Annotated in this window: 20 protein-coding genes; 12 read left to right on the top strand and 8 right to left on the bottom strand. The window is 43.1% G+C overall.

The window, feature by feature from the left end; translation table 11 throughout:
• Positions 1–25: 25 nt before the first annotated feature.
• Entirely contained in the window at positions 26–457 is a 432-nt protein-coding gene (locus tag CVV44_17380; GenBank protein ID PKL35994.1) for a hypothetical protein, read from the bottom strand.
• On the opposite strand from CVV44_17380, the gene CVV44_17385 reads away from it, so the two are divergent.
• A complete protein-coding gene (locus CVV44_17385) occupies positions 422–748 on the top strand; it encodes a hypothetical protein (GenBank protein ID PKL35995.1) in 327 nt (108 codons plus the stop codon). The genes CVV44_17380 and CVV44_17385 overlap by 36 nt on opposite strands.
• Positions 749–1,064: 316 nt before the next feature.
• Here CVV44_17385 and pepF read toward each other — a convergent pair whose 3' ends face one another.
• Entirely contained in the window at positions 1,065–2,870 is a 1,806-nt protein-coding gene (pepF, locus tag CVV44_17390) for an oligoendopeptidase F (GenBank protein ID PKL35996.1), read from the bottom strand.
• A 244-nt stretch (positions 2,871–3,114) separates the two neighbouring features.
• On the opposite strand from pepF, the gene CVV44_17395 reads away from it, so the two are divergent.
• From CVV44_17395 to CVV44_17405, 3 genes are all read left to right on the top strand, one after another.
• Positions 3,115–3,375 (top strand): hypothetical protein, encoded by a 261-nt coding sequence (locus tag CVV44_17395; GenBank protein PKL35997.1) that lies wholly within the window; start codon positions 3,115–3,117, stop codon positions 3,373–3,375.
• 38 nt (positions 3,376–3,413) lie between these two features.
• Complete coding sequence (locus CVV44_17400; protein ID PKL35998.1) at positions 3,414–3,782, top strand: hypothetical protein; 369 nt, start codon at positions 3,414–3,416, stop codon at positions 3,780–3,782.
• Positions 3,783–3,847: 65 nt separating this feature from the next.
• The gene (locus CVV44_17405) at positions 3,848–4,165 is read left to right on the top strand and encodes a hypothetical protein (GenBank protein ID PKL35999.1); all 318 of its coding nucleotides are present in this window, start codon (positions 3,848–3,850) and stop codon (positions 4,163–4,165) included.
• Positions 4,166–4,692: 527 nt separating this feature from the next.
• On the opposite strand, the gene CVV44_17410 is transcribed toward CVV44_17405, so the two are convergent.
• Positions 4,693–5,127 carry a hypothetical protein gene (locus CVV44_17410; GenBank protein PKL36000.1) on the bottom strand — a complete coding sequence of 145 codons (435 nt, stop codon included), beginning with the start codon at positions 5,125–5,127 and terminating at the stop codon, positions 4,693–4,695.
• A gap of 83 nt (positions 5,128–5,210) precedes the next feature.
• Positions 5,211–6,890: an FAD-binding dehydrogenase gene (locus CVV44_17415; GenBank protein PKL36001.1), complete on the bottom strand. Its 1,680-nt coding sequence runs from the start codon at positions 6,888–6,890 to the stop codon at positions 5,211–5,213.
• Positions 6,891–7,116: 226 nt separating this feature from the next.
• Here CVV44_17415 and CVV44_17420 point away from each other — a divergent pair, with 226 nt between their 5' ends.
• Positions 7,117–7,704 (top strand): hypothetical protein, encoded by a 588-nt coding sequence (locus CVV44_17420; GenBank protein ID PKL36002.1) that lies wholly within the window; start codon positions 7,117–7,119, stop codon positions 7,702–7,704.
• A gap of 259 nt (positions 7,705–7,963) precedes the next feature.
• On the opposite strand, the gene CVV44_17425 is transcribed toward CVV44_17420, so the two are convergent.
• Positions 7,964–8,254 (bottom strand): hypothetical protein, encoded by a 291-nt coding sequence (locus tag CVV44_17425; protein ID PKL36003.1) that lies wholly within the window; start codon positions 8,252–8,254, stop codon positions 7,964–7,966.
• A gap of 326 nt (positions 8,255–8,580) precedes the next feature.
• Between CVV44_17425 and CVV44_17430 the strand changes: the two genes are divergently transcribed.
• The 3 genes from CVV44_17430 (at position 8,581) to CVV44_17440 (ending at position 11,411) form a co-directional block, all read left to right on the top strand.
• Positions 8,581–9,495 (top strand): hypothetical protein, encoded by a 915-nt coding sequence (locus CVV44_17430; GenBank protein ID PKL36004.1) that lies wholly within the window; start codon positions 8,581–8,583, stop codon positions 9,493–9,495.
• 203 nt (positions 9,496–9,698) lie between these two features.
• On the top strand, positions 9,699–9,950 hold the full coding sequence (locus CVV44_17435) for a hypothetical protein (protein PKL36005.1): 252 nt from the start codon (positions 9,699–9,701) through the stop codon (positions 9,948–9,950).
• Between the two features lie 525 nt (positions 9,951–10,475).
• Positions 10,476–11,411, top strand: coding sequence for a hypothetical protein (locus CVV44_17440; protein ID PKL36006.1), 936 nt, complete (start codon positions 10,476–10,478; stop codon positions 11,409–11,411).
• 299 nt (positions 11,412–11,710) lie between these two features.
• Here CVV44_17440 and CVV44_17445 read toward each other — a convergent pair whose 3' ends face one another.
• On the bottom strand, positions 11,711–12,169 hold the full coding sequence (locus CVV44_17445) for a hypothetical protein (GenBank protein ID PKL36007.1): 459 nt from the start codon (positions 12,167–12,169) through the stop codon (positions 11,711–11,713).
• 103 nt (positions 12,170–12,272) lie between these two features.
• Here CVV44_17445 and CVV44_17450 point away from each other — a divergent pair, with 103 nt between their 5' ends.
• A complete protein-coding gene (locus CVV44_17450) occupies positions 12,273–12,551 on the top strand; it encodes a hypothetical protein (GenBank protein ID PKL36008.1) in 279 nt (92 codons plus the stop codon).
• A 20-nt stretch (positions 12,552–12,571) separates the two neighbouring features.
• On the opposite strand, the gene CVV44_17455 is transcribed toward CVV44_17450, so the two are convergent.
• Positions 12,572–12,778, bottom strand: coding sequence for a hypothetical protein (locus CVV44_17455; GenBank protein PKL36009.1), 207 nt, complete (start codon positions 12,776–12,778; stop codon positions 12,572–12,574).
• A gap of 26 nt (positions 12,779–12,804) precedes the next feature.
• Positions 12,805–12,984, bottom strand: a complete 180-nt coding sequence (locus CVV44_17460; protein PKL36010.1) for a hypothetical protein — start codon at positions 12,982–12,984, stop codon at positions 12,805–12,807.
• A 227-nt stretch (positions 12,985–13,211) separates the two neighbouring features.
• Here CVV44_17460 and CVV44_17465 point away from each other — a divergent pair, with 227 nt between their 5' ends.
• The 3 genes from CVV44_17465 (at position 13,212) to CVV44_17475 (ending at position 17,812) form a co-directional block, all read left to right on the top strand.
• Positions 13,212–14,423 (top strand): hypothetical protein, encoded by a 1,212-nt coding sequence (locus CVV44_17465; protein ID PKL36011.1) that lies wholly within the window; start codon positions 13,212–13,214, stop codon positions 14,421–14,423.
• A 147-nt stretch (positions 14,424–14,570) separates the two neighbouring features.
• Positions 14,571–14,765, top strand: coding sequence for a hypothetical protein (locus CVV44_17470; GenBank protein PKL36012.1), 195 nt, complete (start codon positions 14,571–14,573; stop codon positions 14,763–14,765).
• A complete protein-coding gene (locus tag CVV44_17475; GenBank protein ID PKL36013.1) occupies positions 14,762–17,812 on the top strand; it encodes a hypothetical protein in 3,051 nt (1,016 codons plus the stop codon). Before CVV44_17470 ends, CVV44_17475 begins: the two co-directional genes overlap by 4 nt.
• Positions 17,813–17,892: the final 80 nt, after the last annotated feature.

Here is a 17,892-nt window from a genome sequence, read left to right on the forward strand (position 1 = left end):
GAATTTCGTGAACTATATGTGTCCATCAGAAAAAATATGCCAGTGACAAGGTTATACGGCTGTGCTCGAATGATACATCAACGGGCGAATAGGGGGCAACAGTCTGGGTGAAGCCGCCCCGGGTGACGCTGTAGGCCAACTCGATCTGGAGTCCCATGCCCACAAGGATTCCTCCGGCTATGGAATAATGGAGACCGCCCTTTTCTTTCGAAATGTCATAGTCATTGCCGGTGTCTGTGGTATCCACGTTGTATAAGGTAGCGGCATTATAGCCGATGTTGAATGCTACATAGGGCGTGGTGCCATCCAGAAGGTAGAGCTTGAAAATGCCGTAGATCGGAACAGCGCCCAGAAAATGCCGGTCGCCGTTAACATCATCGAAGGCATCAGCCATGAGATCGGCGCCGATGCCCAGGCCCAGGTGCTTGAAGGGATTGAAAACCAGTTCGGCTGCCATGTCGAAGCTGAAGCGGTCTTTGGAGTCGGTATATACTTTCCCCAGGTCGTCTTCCTTGATGGTAGGTTTGAAGTTATATCCTATTTTAACTCCCAGCTGGGCCGTTTTACGTTTCTGCGCCGGCGTATCCTGCTTTTTTTTCTCTTCTTTTTGTTCTTTTTTCTGCTCTTCTTTTTTCTCTTCCTGTATTTGTTCCTTTTTCTCTTCTTTTATTTCCTCGACAGGTTCATCCTTGTCGATTTCTATCTGTGTAAGGGGGATGGAAGGGTCCGTGAAAAAACGGGCCGGTGAGGTCACGGGCCAGGAAACTAGAAGTATTATTGCCGTCAGGGATATTAAACTGCGCAGATTCATGAAATATACCTTTCCATTCAGATTTGTACGGTTCCGGATTTGTTTTATCCTACATTTCTCTTTCAGATGAGTCAAGTACATTTATTGGCGCATTTTCTTTACAGAAAGGCCGTGAAGGAGAGACCCCGGCGAAGATAAACAAGCCATACATAAACCAGGAGCCGCCACCCCTGTGAGGGGTTTAAAATTTTTATCTTCTTTTAAAGTCCCCCTCGGGGGGATTTAGGGGGCGGCAAGAGACTGTATCGATGTGTCATCGCTGTAAGGCTTTTTTAAGCTCCTGGACCAGCGCTGCAAAATGATCGATAGCGTACTGCACGGGTTCCGGTGAGCCCATATCAACACCGGCCTGGCGCAGTTCGTCCAGGGGAAATTTGCTTCCGCCAAGGGAGAGGAAGGTCATATAGGCCTGGCGGGCCGGCGCTCCTTCCTTCAGCACTTTTTCCGCCAGGGCTATGGCTGCGGAAATGCCCGTGGCGTATTTGTATACGTAGAAGGCCGAATAGAAATGGGGGATGCGAAGGCATTCCAGGTCCAGCACATTGTCGAGTACCATGGCGCCGCCGAAATATTCCCGCAGGAGCCTGTTGTAGATCGATGTAATCGTTTCCAGTGTCAGGGGATCATTGGCTTCGATAATGGCATGGGACTCCTTCTCGAATTCGGCAAACATGGTCTGCCGGTACAGGGTGGCCCTGATATTGTCGATCTCCCGGTTCAGGATGTAAGCTCTCATGCGTGGATCGTCACGGTATTTTTCCAGCAGGTAATGACTGAGAAGCGTTTCGTTGAAAGTGGAAGCCACCTCGGCAACGAAGATGGTATAGTCATGATAGATATAGGACTGGCCCTTCCGGGAATGGAGGGAGTGCATGGAGTGGCCCGCTTCATGAATGAGCGTGTACAGGCTGTTGATATTATCGTCGCGGTAATTCATGAGGATGTAAGGAGGGGAGTCGTAGCATCCCGATGAATAGGCGCCGCTTCTTTTGCCGCGGTTCTCGTACCGGTCCACCCATCCTCCCAGGAGGCCCGATCTTAGCTCAGAGCAGTATTCCTCTCCCAGGGGACGGAGGGCCTCAACGCAGGTATCCACGGCCTCTTCATAGGTCATGTGAAAATCCATGTCGGGAACAATGGGCACATAGGTGTCGTAGAAATGAAGATCATCCAGTTCCAGGGCCTCCTTCCTGAAGGCCAGGTAGTCGAAGAGGGGGCCCAGATTTTTTTTCACCGTGGCGATGAGGTTGTCGTAGACGCTCTCGGGCATATTGTCGGAAAAGAGCGATGGATGACGGCTGTTGTCGAATTTTCTCACGCGGGAATAGAAGTGGTCTTTTTTATTGGAGAAGCCCAGGGTGGCAGCCATGGTGTTCTTATGATTCTCATAGGCCTCGTAATACTGGAAGAAGGCCTTTTTTCTGAGCTCCCGCGAGGGATCGATGAGGAAAGAGCTGAAATTGCCGTGGGACAGCTCCACCTCACGGCCCTTCCCGTCGGTGATGGTGCCGAATTTCAGATCAGCATTATCCAGCTGGCTGAAGACCTGCGATGAGGCCTGGGCCACTTCGCCCGACATGGCCAGTATTTCCTCGATCTCCTGTGAAAGGGTGTGCAGTTTGTAACGGAGAATTTTTTCAAGGAAAAAGGCGTATTCCTGCATGGATTCATGCTCCCGGTATGCCTTCATGGTTTCGTCGGGTATGGACTGGATCTCCGGTGTGAGGAAGCTGGCCGTCTCGGATATGCGCGTGTAGAGATTCATGGAACGCTGGTACAGGGCCTGATACTGCTGGTTTGTCTTGTCCTCGTCGCTTTTCAGGTGGGCATAGGTGTAGAGCCGTTCCAGTTTGCGTGAGACCGACAGGTCGAATTCCAGCGCCTCTTTAAAGGTAGCCACGGACTCGTGAAGTTTTCCCCGGTATTGATTGTATCCGCTTATGGTGTTTTCCAGTTCACTGAACAGGGCCTCCCATTCCTCATCATTCTTAAAAAGGGGTGTGAGGTCCCACTGGTGTTCTTTGGGGATATTGATCCGATCCTTTATTTTTTCCGCCATGGGTGCGCTCCTTGTATATTATGGTATAAACTGTGTTTCAACTCAGATAAAACTGTTTCATTAATATAGAAGACCTCTTTTTGATGCAATGATTTTATGCAGCTGGATGTAAATTTAGGGTCAGAGCCCCGTATCGGCAGTGTTCAATTATTCATTCAATAAAAGCCCACTCTCTTTGTGTACTCTATGCGTACATCTGTTCAGAACATGGTGAAAAATCTCTTTATCTTCCGGGACTGGAACGATGGAGCCGGGTATTGTTGCCACAGTTCATTTGAGAAAAGGTATCATTACAAAAAGTGAACATGATTTTTTTATTACCCACTACACCATCGGTTTCCATGTCTATTTCAAACCGGTAAAGGGAGATAATAATGAAATTCTTTTCAGGGCTGCGGAATATATTGCTGCCGGCTTTTTTCATAACCGCCAGATCGTAAAGATTGATAACGCGCGAAATTTTAAAAAAGCCTTGCCTTCCCGGAATATTTTGTCAATACATTAACTTGGCGGTGATCAGGAACGGCCTTCCGATAAGACCTGTTGTGTCCCCTGGACCGGGTTTTGTTGGCGGACTTTCCTATATATCAATTTGCTCTTATGGGCGGATTTAGCATTCCTGCTTTTATCTTTCTGGTTATTGGTGCTGCTATATGCCGGTTTCAAAATTGGAAATCTTCAATAGGTATCGTTTTACTTTTAGTTGTCGGCTTCAATTTACTTGCCATCATTACTGTTATATGTATTCTTTTGACACCAGAATTTTTTGAATATTTCCCATCAAATCCCTTTGCCTCTTTCGACGATTATTTCTCAGGTATGTTTGTAATGATATTTTTCGTAGGCTTTGGCGGATTATTAGTGAAAACAAATAAAAATATAACTACCAAAATGATGAAAGTAATAAAATAAAATTGACATTTCGCTCTTAATAAGAACATTAGACTAAATAACTTATTTATGTTCAGGAGATGAAAATGAAAAATATTCTTAAAGTATCACTGATCTTACTTGTTGCAATGTTCGTTTTTTCTGGTTGTCAAACTGCCCTTACAAAAGAAGGCGGTGCAGTGAGAATTATAATGAAAGAGGAACCCCCGGCAGGTGCAAAAATGCTGGCAACAATTGAATCGGGTATGTTCTCTAATCATCCGAGTGTAGTAAGTGTTCAAAATGATTTAAGGAATAAAACAGCTGAGCTTGGTGGGAATTTATTGGTAGTTGATGTTATTGTTGCAAAAAGTAGCGAAGGTGGTATAACTTACTCTGGAAACGGTAGAGCATATAAGGAATAGTTTTTGTTACTGAATATCTTTTCAAAATATAACCCTTGAAAAAAATATTCAGTAATTTACAACCCAGACCACCCAAGGCTGAACTCGGCCATAAAAGTTCTAGCCGTATCCAATCCTGCGAGCTTTGTTAAAACATAGATAAAACTCCTGGTCATATTGGCCAGGAGTTTTGTTTTTATTTCATTTGGTGTCAAAATTTAAAAAAGCCTTGCCTTCCCGGAATATTTTATCAATACAAAAAGAGAGTGGCAAGCTTCAAGGTGCAAGTGAAAAGTTGCCGGCCGCCCCGGCCGTCTAACTTGTTCCTTTTTACTTGATACTTGCAACTTTTATTTACTGTCCCCTGGACCGGGTTTCTGGTGGCGGAATTTCCTATGTATCACCGTAATCAGAACTATCCGCAGTGTGGTGTGAGAGATCGGCAGGCGACTATCTCACCTGCCGATCTCTCCTGTGGCCTGCTGTTATTTTAACTTTTAAAGACAGAATGCTTGATGTTGTTATGTGGCTAAATTCATCCTGTTGTTTTAACGAACCACATAATATACAACTTCAAATTCCTGGGGCAGCCCACCGCCTTCGACCGGAATATTTTGCCCTTTACCGACAACAACGGCATTGCAGAGCCACTGATACCGTTCATCACTGGTTTCAAAACGAACATGGGAATCCTTGATTTCAGGTCCAGCCATAAATCCGGCGATAGACACGGCAATTTTCGCCCCATCATCCGTATGGATCGCTGCACGAACATTAATGTGCCCAACTCCGTCCGGACGCATTAGGAAATAATCGACCCCCTGCATTTTCCCATTAATTGTTTCTCCGCTTAACCGGCCTTCAAAACCGACATCAAAACGAACTCCTGAAGCTGTTGGTCCATAATCCACAAGACTGGTAACCTTTGCTTTCATGTCCATTAATTTTTCAACATGATCTATGGATAATACTGTATTAAACATTTTTTTCTCCTTCAGTGTTTGTTGTTAAAATATTTTATGCATTATTCTTTTTAGGAAATCATCGACAACGGTCAATTCGGTTACTATATATTACCTGTCATATGGAGTATCGCATGCCTGGCGAAAGTCATTGTTTTACCGACAGCAACACCTACACACAGTTCCGGATATAAGTTGTCTCCAAAAAATCCACCGGCAACATCTCCTGCCGCGTACAGTCCTTCAATAGCATTTCCCTCGGTATCCACAACCTGGATATTTGTATTAATACGAAGCCCGTCCATCGTGGTGAGGAGCCATCCCGCATTTGTAATACCATAGTAAGGCGGCTTTACCAGGGGAAGAAGTGTGTCGGGATCTTTGCCGAAGTCTTTATCCTCACCGCGCCTTGCCATCTCGTTATAGCGCTCAACCGTAGCCTTAAGTTCTTCAGGGGGCAGCTTGAGTTTCTTTGCCAGACCTTCTATCGTTCTTGATTTCTTCAACAAGCCCCTGAGCCTCATGAGAGTTATCAAGCTGTAATTCGGCAGGAACCTCATCCCCTCAAAGGTTTTGGGCTTGCTTTTGCTTTTAATAATTCGTGAACAGCCAATAGTATTAAAAGCCTTTATATGTTTCCAGTAGTTGGCATCCCAGATAATACAGGACACGCCGTTCTTCTGATCTTGCAGCGGATAAAGAAAAATATCATAGGGGACAGATTCACTGGTAAAGCGTTTTCCATTCATATTGACCTTCATAAAGGGCTGACTCGCCATGAAGAATGAATCAAAAGTAGCGCCGGTTCTTATGGGAGCACCTGCTTTTCCGCCAGGCTTGATGGGGCCCCGGTCGAACACCATGGCTGAGGGATATTCATCCTTTTCTCCTCCTGCCCACACTCCTGCCCTGATGCCGTCACCCAGGTTTCCCTTTTGCACGTACCTGAGTGTTGACACCGCTACAGCTTCAGGATTGCGTTGTACCACCAGTTCCTCATTGGCTGCATACCCACCGGTTGCTATTAGTACACCCTTACTTGTATTGATCCTGATATATTTCCCATTCTTCTTCCTGGCAATAACTCCAAGGACCCTGTTCCCTTCTTTAATGACTTTGACCAGACATGTGTTAAACATGAGTTTGACGCCGTAGCTTTTAACCTTCTTCATGAAAAACTTCTCCAGCACATATACGCCGGCATGCGATATTGCAAGAGGTCCTCCTTTACGAAAGGGTACAAGTAATTTCGTATGCACAGGGAAGGCCTTGAAGGGGCCATGGTGGCCATGCCCAATGTCATATTCAGCCACATGCCTGATGCCGTATTCTGACAGCTCTTCAGCCAGAAAATCAAAAGTTGGACCGCTTTCATCTGCCCAGAGTCGTACAAGTTTTTCATCAACTTTATTGGCTCCCCGGTATTTAGATCGCCTATAGCCTCCATATACTTTCTTCTCATCCGTATATTTGGTTGAATAATGTACCAGTTCCTGTATAATCTCTTCCTTGTCGATCCTGGCTTTATCACCGACCGCTTTTTGCGCCTTCGAATCAATTGCCCCCATATATGGCTTGATTAAGCCCATCTTTTTGTCTTTCTCTATGACAATGGTCTTTACTCCCCTATTCCCGGCAACAATAGCAGCGGCCATACCGGCATTTCCGGCGCCACAGATGAGTATCTCAGTTTCAATTGTTTCAGTAACAGCCGATTGGGGAATATCAGGTTCAGCACCATACCACGGGTTATTAGTTGCAAAAGGCTTTTCTCTCTTTTTCATCGTTTTCTCCTTTTTTACTTTCTAACAATAGTTGGACGTACTAATAATTATCTGAACGCACTCCTGGTTCGACTTTCCAGTTTTTTGCTCCACTATAATGGACAATAGTCAATTATGATACATGTGTAACTTACTTGACAAATGTACATATACTATTTACTGTTGTCAAGCGTGATGAAAATACCGATAGATTTACGCAACAAAATCATAAAAAATGGTGCATAGAATGAACCAGGACAAACGCTCAAAACGAACAAGGGCATGGCTTCTTGAAACATTGCTGGAATTACTTGAAAAAAAGGAGTATTCCGAGATCAGCATTACCGAACTTACTGAGAATGCGGACATTGCGCGGCAGACTTTTTACCGCAATTATGACAATATGGATGACATTCTTTTATCTGAAATGGATGACATCCTTGATGAATATGTTAAAAAAGTTCAAAAAAACATGGAGACTAAGAATGATCTAACCTGGGATTTTGAGGTAAAACAGCTGGTATATGTATGGCAACGAAATGAAGCATTGTTTAAAGCTTTGCTCAAAGCCGGCCTTGGCCTTCAGGCTCTGGAAAAGCTATCGGAATTTTTTTCCCTGTTTCACATGAAAGTTCAGCATATACAGGAACTTGACGAATACCATCAAAGCCTTGTGCATTACCTTGCCGGAGGAGTTTATATGGTCTTAAAAAAATGGTTTGAAAATGAAATGAACACGCCTATTGAGATAATAACAGATATTTTCAAAAAGGCAGCTAACAATATTAATCAAATTGCATCGGAATATATTCAAAGTACAAAAAAAGAGAGCTGAATGACTCAGGCAGTTTTCCGGAACTTAGGGGAATGGAGATTCACTGGAAGAAGCCTTTCGCGTTTCTGTTGCATAAAGAGGTGATATTGGGGGACTTGCATGGCAACTCACGATCCGGGCATCGTCTTCTCAGGCGCCGGCCTGCTTTGCCCACGTACCGTTTTCATGCATCAGCTTTAACTCGCGCTTGTCCACCTTTCCCGAGGAACTTTTGGGAAGCGTTTCCAGAAAAATAATTTCCACGGGGACCATGAAGGACTCAGACACGCTTACCCCGGGTTTTTATTATATCGTCCTTTCTGGCCACAAAATAAAGATATCCCTCCTCGTCAGTCGTGAAAAGGTCACCGGTATGGGGAACGCGCTCATGGGGATATTTGCCCGGCCGCAACACGCGTGCCGTGTCTTCAGGAGCGCGCCAGTACCCCTGCATGACATTGGAACCTCTGACAACGAGCTCCCCCGTCTCTCCCGGCGCGGCAATATTTCCATTACCGTCAACCACGTAGATGTATGAAAGGTGCAAGGAACAAGTCTTACTTTCCGACATAGTTTACTTGTTCCTTTTAACTTGATACTTGCAACTTCTATTTACTGTCCCATGGACCGGGTTTTGTTGGAGGACTTTCCTATGTATCAAATTCAAAAAAGTCATGCCTTTCCGGAATGTTCTGTCATTCCATAAAAAATCAATTTAAGTTATGAGAAGATCAAGATATTGGTAGTCTGTTTTACTGAAATGCAGAAATTAAATAATACAAAGGTGCCCCCTCTAAGGGGTCTTTCTCAAGCTACCGGCTTTGCCGGTAGTTCAGTGACTATTATTTATTAAATAATTGCAATCAAACTGATATGACTATATGATTATAGTCGCCCATGAAAAAACCTGTTTATCTAAAAAAGAAGTGTCTGAGAATTAATAAAGATGAAATAATCTTTGATGTGATTCTTTTCATCTACACGGAATTTTTTCTTTATTCCATAGTGCTCAGGGGAAAAATGTTCTACCAGGTGATAAGTCATGAGTGGTTTATTCCCCTGAGCATTCTCACACCATTTTTTATCAGCTGGTATGTGGGGCTCCTGTTGTTACGGTTATGCGATAAAACACGGAGCAAGCTGTATACTTTTCTTTCCATTCTTGGATTATGGATTCCATGCTCCATGAGCGTTTTTCTTGTCAGCAGTTTCTCCGGCATTGGCGGTGAGGATAACAGTTTTGTCGATTTAAGCTATTTTGGATCACTGGTTGGAATAATTGGCGGATATATTTTTGGCAGCACAGAGTATATCGCCCTGGAGAAAAAATCGGTTCTCTCGAAAAGACTGGCAGGGATGTCGGTTGTAGGCGGCCTCTTCTTTTTTTATCTGGGTTTCTTTGGGGGAATTTTCATCGATAATATAGGCTTTACCTTTATATGCTTTATCCTTGTGTTCGTCTGCGCCCTGGGATGTATAAAATTATCAAATGTTCTTGATGAGCAGGGGGAGAAACCCCTAAGCGCATTTTATCAAAATTTCATGAAATCAGTATTCCCTTTCATTGTGCTGGCATTTCTCTGCATCTGGGAAGAATTATACCTCTGGGGAAGAATTAATGGCGCTCTGTCACACAATAAGACAGTCTCAGTGCCGGGCATGTTTGTCTATCTTCTGGTAAGTGGAATTATTCCGGTAAGAATCATGATGGCATTACAACCGCCAAGAACACTGATGAACATGACAGGTGGTTTCGCCACAATGGGTTACTTTATCTATTCGGTACATGTAATGGTCACCGGCATATTTTGACATATCCGTGGAAAAACTTTTATTGTCGATGCATACCCGGCCCCGGCCCTGTTCCTTTTTACTTGATACTTGCAACTTTTATTTACTGTCCCCTGGACCGGGTTCTGGTGGCGGAGTTTCCCATGTATTAAAAACAGCTTGACTCTTTAGTGTTGTTTGTTTTGCTGAAATTACCAAGTATTACATCACACTATGGAGACTTTATGAAAAAAATTCTTATCCTTTTAATCACTTTTTCTTTTTCATTCCTGCTACTGTCCGGGTGTTTTGAAGACGATATGGAATGCAACGTCATCGACAGCGATCCCACATGCAGTAATCTGCAAATAAAAATCTGTGGAGATTCATCTGGTGACGGTTATTTCGAGGTAAACGGACAAAAATTTTCTTGGTCCACATCGTCACAATATATAACGGCCGTTCAGGATTTCGAGGACTACTGTGATTCATTGTAAATACGGGACCCAGATGCCAAATACAGGAAGAGCTCTTCTCTGAAAATTGCTCCTCTTTTTATATACTCGGTACGAATGTAATGAAAAAAGGGCCTCCTTAGGGAAGCCCTTTTTGCTGTTATCAGTCAAAATTTTTTAAAAGCTTTGCCTTTATAAATGCATTATTTTTGTAGTTTTCCCCTATATTCCCGGTGTAAATCCCGTTAATGAACAAACGCTGTTTCAATAAAGTCATACCGGCACATTTTAAAAGAAGATGATTAACAGCGCGGCTATTGATCAAACATATAATTATAAAAAACATGAAACAATTTATTACTAACAAAGAAATTTCTTGAAAAAAGAACAAACCCTGATACAAGGTTATTCAAGTTTTTTGACTATAGCAGTTAACGGTTTAATTAGAACTTGTCATTTCGAACGCATGTGAGAAATCTTAAAATTCATTTCAAGAATCAGATTTCTCAGTCGCTATCGCTTCTTCGAAATATCAGATTATGTGCTATTTCATCCGTTGAGTGCTTTATGTTTCAGATCTTTTCAATAAAATATTATATCCGGAGAGTCTCTATGCAAACAGAACTTGAGTTTAATAATATACCAGGAATCCTGCCTATCTATCTAAAAATACTTTTTTCAAGAAAAAAGGGATTTAAACCAGGGGATAGCTTTCCTGATATTAAAGCCGTTATTAATAATATTTCCATCAATCAGGAAAAACTAAAGGCATACAGGGAGATCTGCGAGCTGGAGGATGATGGAAATCTCCCGATACTTTACCCTCACGTGTTTACAGCCCCCCTTCATATGGCAATATTGAGCAATAAAGATTTTCCTATACCGCTCCTCGGGATGCTTCATTACCGGAATCACCTTATTCAGCATCGCCCTATAAAATCTGATGAAGTACTCAATGTTGAAGTACGACTTGATGAGCATAGAATAGTAAAGCAGGGTTTTGAATTTGATTATCTTATTACAGTAAAATCTGGTGGTGAAGCTGTATGGAACAGTATTACAACATATTTAAAACAGGGAAAATTCGGCAAGGATTTCCAGATACCTCAGAGAGGCAATTTAATAGAACCGATATCTGACGCAGAAAAAATTTCAGATTCAGTTATTCCTAAAAAGATAGGGAAGAGATATGCAAAGATATGCAGCGATTATAACCCTATCCATATTTCTAAATTTATGGCTAAACTTTTCGGATTCAAAAGGGATATAGCGCATGCCATGTGGGCAACCGCCTATTCTATCGGGAAACTGAAATTACAAAACTACAGGAAGCCGCTAAGGGTTGATCTTGCTTTTAAAGGACCGCTTTTTATCGAAAGAAAAAGTTATGTCATGCGTTCGGTAAAAAATGATATTACACGATTTGATTACTGCATAGAGAAAAACGATAAGCCCTGTATTATCGGAAAGGTATCATATGTTGAAAAAGGGAGTAAACTGTAAAGATTACTCATCCATGGAAAGCCTGAATTTTCCATGGATGAACCTCTCTTAAAAAAAAGAATTTATTTTTCCTCATCCTTAATATGAATGCCGGGAAACAATATTTTTGGCACAATCGGGACAAAATTTAAAAAAGCCTTGCCTTCCCGGAATATTTTGTCAATACATTAACTTAGCGTTGTTCGGGAACGGCCTTCCGATAAGACATCTTGTGTCCCCTGAACCGGTTTCTGGTGGCGGAATTATCTATGTATCAAACAGAGAAATAAACAGCCCGGGCAGGATTAGAATTCCCGGTTTTAGTAGCACCGGGTAAGCAGCACCTTGAGATTCTGTATCCTGACCTGGTAGACAATCGTGCATACCTGGTGTTCATCATAGAGCGCGGTAACGGCCTTCCCGTCTTTGACCTGATCCGCCAGTTTTCTGAAAAGTTCCCTGTTCTTTTTGAGTATGCGACGGTCTTCTTCAAGCACCTCAGGGGGAGTCCCCGCCGGACGGTAGAAGGGGACCAGCTGAATACAGTACCCCCGGAACTTTTCTAACATCCGGTACTGACAGGCAAGAAGGGCCGCCTTCAAGGCCTGCTCTTTTCGCTTTGTTATATCTTTTTCAGATGGCACTGCGACCCCTGTAGCCACAACCCTGAATGTGTGTTCGTCAATGAAGCCTTCACGGTTTTCCTGTTTTTGAGAATTTCCCGTGCATGAAGGGATTAGAAAGAAGCTTATGCAGAGAGCAGACAGTACTTTTTTCATGGTTTTTTCTCCTGAAACATGGTACATATAGTATTATAAAAAGATTATGCTTTGCAAGGAATATTTTACAGGCTCTGAAAGATAGCGCTACATTGATAACAGTATGGAGGAAGTTATGACACTCAAAACAATTGAAGACCTTGTACATCTTGATGATGCTGAATTTCAGATAATACTGCGGTCCCTGGACGCAGAAGAACTTGCCATTGCCCTGAAGGGAGTCAGCCCACAGTTCATTGAAAAAACATATAAAAACATGAGCACTAAGGCCGTAGAATCTATCAAGGCCAGAATAGAGGCCCTCGGCCCGGTAAAGCTTGGAAGGGTCATGGTGGTTCATGAAGCTATCCTGGGAAAAGCCCGGGAAGCGGTCCCAAAGTAAAATTGCCATACTTGTTTTACTCAGATTTCGCTGCTGTTCTGCTTCCTGACCCGGATACTTTTAATGATACTCTCCATTTCATCAAGGTATTCCTCGAGGGCCGAATACCCAGTCTGTGTCAATCTTGCAAAAGTCAGGGGCTTGTTTTCTTTAAATTTCTTTTTAATAGTAATATATGATTCATCACCAAGCTTTTTCAACTGGATTGAAAGATTACCGCTGCTCATTGATAATTCTTCCTGAATTATCCTGTTCACGCTTCCTTACTCCCTGCATTCCCGGACAGGTAACTGGAAAGAGAAAAAAGAATCAACCCGCCTCCGATGGAGACAGCCAGTGCCACCGGCCCGGGAACAGAGCCCATGAATATGATGATAAAACCGGTTATAAGAGTCCAGCTTCCCATAATGGAATACTCACGAAGATCTGTCATGTTTCCTGTTACATTGGGAGAATTGGAGATGCAAGAAGATGAATTCTATATTATAAAAATCTCCATGTCAAGGGGATAAGCCGGGACTTCCATCTTTTCAGAATGTTAAAATATTGACAAAAATCCCCGGCCATGTAAAACTTTATATAAGTTTAAACTATTACGGCTCAAAAAGGCAATTAGAAACCTGAAAACGGACCGGCAAAAAAATCAGTACCGAGGTTGCTATGAACAAAAAGTATGACTTCATTATCGCAGGCGCCGGACCGGTCGGTCTTGCCGCAGCCATAAGCGCCGGACGGCTTGGTGCATCATGCATTGTTCTTGAAAAAGGTAAAACCCCGGGGCCTGAACCACGGGGAGAGAGTATTGCCCAGTATCCCTTCATGAATGAACTTTTAGGAAAAGACTGGCTTAAAAATAACTGTTTGACTGATCCCCCTTACCGGCGCTTCCACAGCCCCTGGGACAAAAAAAATACTCTCATTGATGTTCGTCAGCCTTACTACTTCTTTCGCTGGAATACCCTGATGAAACACATGGAAAAACTTGCCCGCGAGGCGGGAGCTGAATTTCTTTTTGAATCAGAGGTAACAGGAGTTATCGAAGAGGACAACCGCTGTGTGGGCCTGCACTATAATCACAAAAAAAATGCTAATCTTGAAATAAGGGGAAATACAATTTTCGGATGTATGGGACACACCGATCCCCTGGGTAAAGACTTCGGCATTGAAAGAACCACTGTTGACTGTCCGACAATTAAATATCTCAGCAGCAATGCCCCCAATGTAAAACTCTCAGAATATCCCTATCTTCAAATGTATATTATACCCCCAAAGATGCTCGACTTTGCTCCAAAACTTCCCCCGGCCGTGGCCTATGTTTTTCCATTAAAAGATGGTGAAATGGAAGCCGGCCTCATGCTTCGACTGAGCCAGCTGGATGCCATCAAGGGAATCGAGATTCCTGATGAAAAACTTATGATGCAGGTATGGGACAAACTGACTGAAAGCTATCCCGGTTTTTCACATTTCTTTAAGAATGCGAAAACAGGCTACAAAAAGTTAACGGTTATTTCGAACAGGTTCCTTTTTGAAGATGTTATTCCTCATGAAAATGGTGGCTTAATATTTATGGGAGATACGATCGGATTCAGTGAAGCAAACGGTTCTTCCGGTCTCTATTTCGGTATGGCCCAGGCGGATTTCTGGGTTCGTGAAGTCATGAAAAAACAGCACAGTGATACAAATTTCTGGCAGAGTAATTTTAAAAAGGAAGTATTAAAAAATTATCGTAAGTGGGATATCTACCGGTATATTAAAAAATCCTATAAAGATATCATCATGGCCGAGAAAATGATGTTTAAGGTTTTTGGCACTGAGAAACGGCTGAACATGTCGTGGAAGGTTCTTATGGCCTTTTTGCAGATGAAAAGTTAATTTACCCGCTGTTCTCTATGCTTAATTATAATCTTTAATTAGACCGGTGCCAGTAGGCTCACCAACCCGCTCCTCATTGACTGCAGGGTGCTTTCTGTTAATTATTTGACATATTGGTCATCAGGAACGGCCTTCCAATAAGACCTGTTGTGTTCCCTGAACCGGTTTCTGGTGGCGGAATTTCCTATGTATCAAAATATTTCGAACAGAAATTATTGTTTTCCTTTCGGAAAAGAAATATTATTAATTATTAAAACATTTATCCTGTTAATGAATGCGGGCCATATATCCATAAATAAGATATGGTTTATTTATGAAGATATGTTAAGGAGCAGGTCATGAAAAATGAAGTTACAAGAACGAATCTTCGTTTTTTGGAACTAGTAAACATAGATGAACTACGCGGATTATGTGAGAGCTTTACGGCAATCACCGGCACAGTGACAGCTATTCTTGACCTGGAAGGAAATATACTGATCGCCACCGGATGGCAGGATCTGTGCACACAATTTCATCGTGTAAATGCCATTACTGCAAACCGTTGCAGAGAAAGCGATACCATTTTAGCCAGCCGACTTGAAAAGGGAGAATACTATAACGTATACAAATGCAAAAACGGCCTTGTTGACGTTGCTGTACCCATTATGATCAGTGGAGAACATGTCGCTAATTTTTTTACAGGTCAGTTTTTCTTTGAACCGCCGGATAAAGAATACTTCATCCGTCAGGCAGAGGAATTCGGATTTGATAAAACGGATTATCTTGCTGCGTTGGATCGGGTTCCGGTTTTTTCCGAGGATAGGGTAAAAACGATGATGGATTTTTTTTCCCGTCTTGCCCGCCTCATCGGCGAAATGGGGCTTGCAGGGAAAAATCTTGAAGAAGCCAATATAAAACTGCATAAGCACTACGACGATCTGGAAAAAAGTGAAGCAAATTACTGCAGCGTTATAGAGAATATACAGGATGTCTTTTATCGCAGCGATGCCATGGGTAATCTCATTATGGCAAGCCCCAGCCTTTTGACTCTCCTCGGGCATGAATCTCTTGAAGATTGCCTTGGCAAACCGATTGCAGAGACATTATATTACAATCCTGAAAAACGCGCTGAATTTCTAGAGAAAATCAAAGAACATGGAAGAGTGACAAATTATGAAGTTGTTTTGAAGAGAAAAGACGGTACACCTGTTATTGTTGAAACGAGCAGTCATCTCTACTTTAACGATGCAGGTGATGTTGCAGGTGTTGAGGGAGTATTCCGGGATATTACCATGCGCAGACGGGCAGAAGACGCCCTTAGGGCGAGTGAGCATCAGTTTAAAGCGATTGTAGATGGTTCTCCAATTCCGCAGTTCGTTATAGACAGGAATCACTGTATCATTCACTGGAACAGGGCTCTGGAGGCGTATAGCGGGTTTAAATCGGAGGATTTTATCGGCACAAACCAGCAGTGGCGGGCGTTCTATGGCCAGGAGCGTCCGTGTATGGCCGATCTGCTGGTAGATGGTTTAATAGACAGGGTAACTCAGTGGTATGCCGGCAAGTATCGTCATTCCAGACTGATAAAAGATGCTTTTGAAGCCATCGACTTTTTCCCGGAGATGAAGGGCGGGACATGGTTGTATTTCACCGCAGCTCCGTTTCGGAACGCGGATGGCGTCATCATTGGTGCCGTTGAAACGCTTGTTGATATTACCGGGCAAAAGCGGGCTGAAGGGGCCCTCAGGCTCAACGCTGAACGAACTGAAACCCTGCTGAAAATAAACCAGATGACTGATGCCCCTCTTAATGAAATCATAGAATATGCTTTCGAAGAAGCTGTCAAATTAACACAGAGTGAAATGGGTTACCTGGGACTTATGAATGATGATGAGACAGAGATGGAGGTACAGGCCTGGTCCCGTGATGTAATGGCTGCATGCGAAACAGCCGACAAGTTTTTACATTTTTCGGTTAAAAACGCCGGACTGTGGGGCGAAGCGATACGGCAGCGCAGGGCTATTATCACCAATGACTATAACGCCCCTGATCAATTAAAAAAAGGGTGCCCGGAAGGGCATGTCGCTATCAAACGGCATATGAACATTCCGTTGATAGTGAGATCAAAGATTGTTCTACTTGCGGGTGTCGGCAATAAGGCAAATGACTATGATGAAACCGATATTCAGCAGCTGACCCTGCTGATGGAAGGAATGTGGCGGATTATTGAGCGCAGGCATGATTTGGAAGACCGTAAAAAGCTGGAAGAAAAACTGATCCAGGCGCAGAAGATGGAAACCGTGGGAAGGCTGGCTGGTGGGGTAGCCCACGACTTTAACAATATGCTTACCCCGATTCTCGGGTATGCGGAATTGGTTAAAAATAGCCTGTCACAGGAAGATCCAAGGCAAAAAAAGCTGGATGTGATTATCCGTGCATCCGAAAGATGCCGGGACCTTGTTCGCCAGCTTTTAGCCTTCGCACGCAAACAGCCGCTTGAAATGAGCAATGTTGATTTGAATAGTATAATCACCGGATTTGAGAATATGCTTCGAAGCACCCTTCATGAAAACATTAAGTTAGTAATCAATCTTGGGATTTCACAGGGATCAATCATGGCTGATGTGGGGCAGGTCGAACAGATAGTGCTTAACCTTGCGGTCAATGCACAGGATGCCATGCCAGAAGGCGGTGATTTATTCATAACAACTTCAATGATAAAACTTGATGATGATTACGCCATGAAACATGAGGATGTAGAAGCAGGTTTATATAATGTCATGGAGATTGCTGATACAGGAGAGGGAATTGATCCGGAAATCTGTAAAAAAGTATTCGAACCATTCTTTACTACCAAAGAAGGTTTAGGTACTGGTCTCGGTCTTGCAACAGTCTACGGCATTGTTAAGCAGCACGGAGGGCACATCTCTGTCTACAGTGAAGAGGGGATGGGAGCTACTTTCAGTGTGTATTTCCCGCTGCATAGCGACTCGGCTATGATCGCCAAACCTGTCCTGAAACAGGATGCACCGCTGTCCGGTAATGAAACACTAATGGTTGTAGAGGATCAGAAAAATGTACGGACCCTTGCAGTTGAGATTCTCAAAGACTGCGGATACATGGTGCTGGAAGCTGACGACTTAAAAACCGCCATTAAAACCGCAGATTTGCATCGAGGTGATATTCATCTTCTGATAACGGATGTAATACTACCTGATGGAAACGGTCGGGAGCCTTATGAAAATCTCAGTGGTGGGCATACCAGCATAAAAGTTTTATACATGTCAGGCTATCCGAGTAACGTAATCATTCACCACGGCGTTCTTGATCCGGCCATTCAGTTCATTCAAAAACCATTCTCAATTATTGATTTTACAAAAAAAATTCGGGGAGTGCTTGACCAATATTAAATTCTGAGGATACAGGAAAGTAATTAAATTAAGAATTGTTCTATCAAATTTTTAAAAAGTCTTGCCTGCCGGGAACTTTC

Source organism: Spirochaetae bacterium HGW-Spirochaetae-1 (genome assembly GCA_002839375.1).
Taxonomy (GTDB): Bacteria; Spirochaetota; UBA4802; order UBA4802; family UBA5550; genus PGXY01.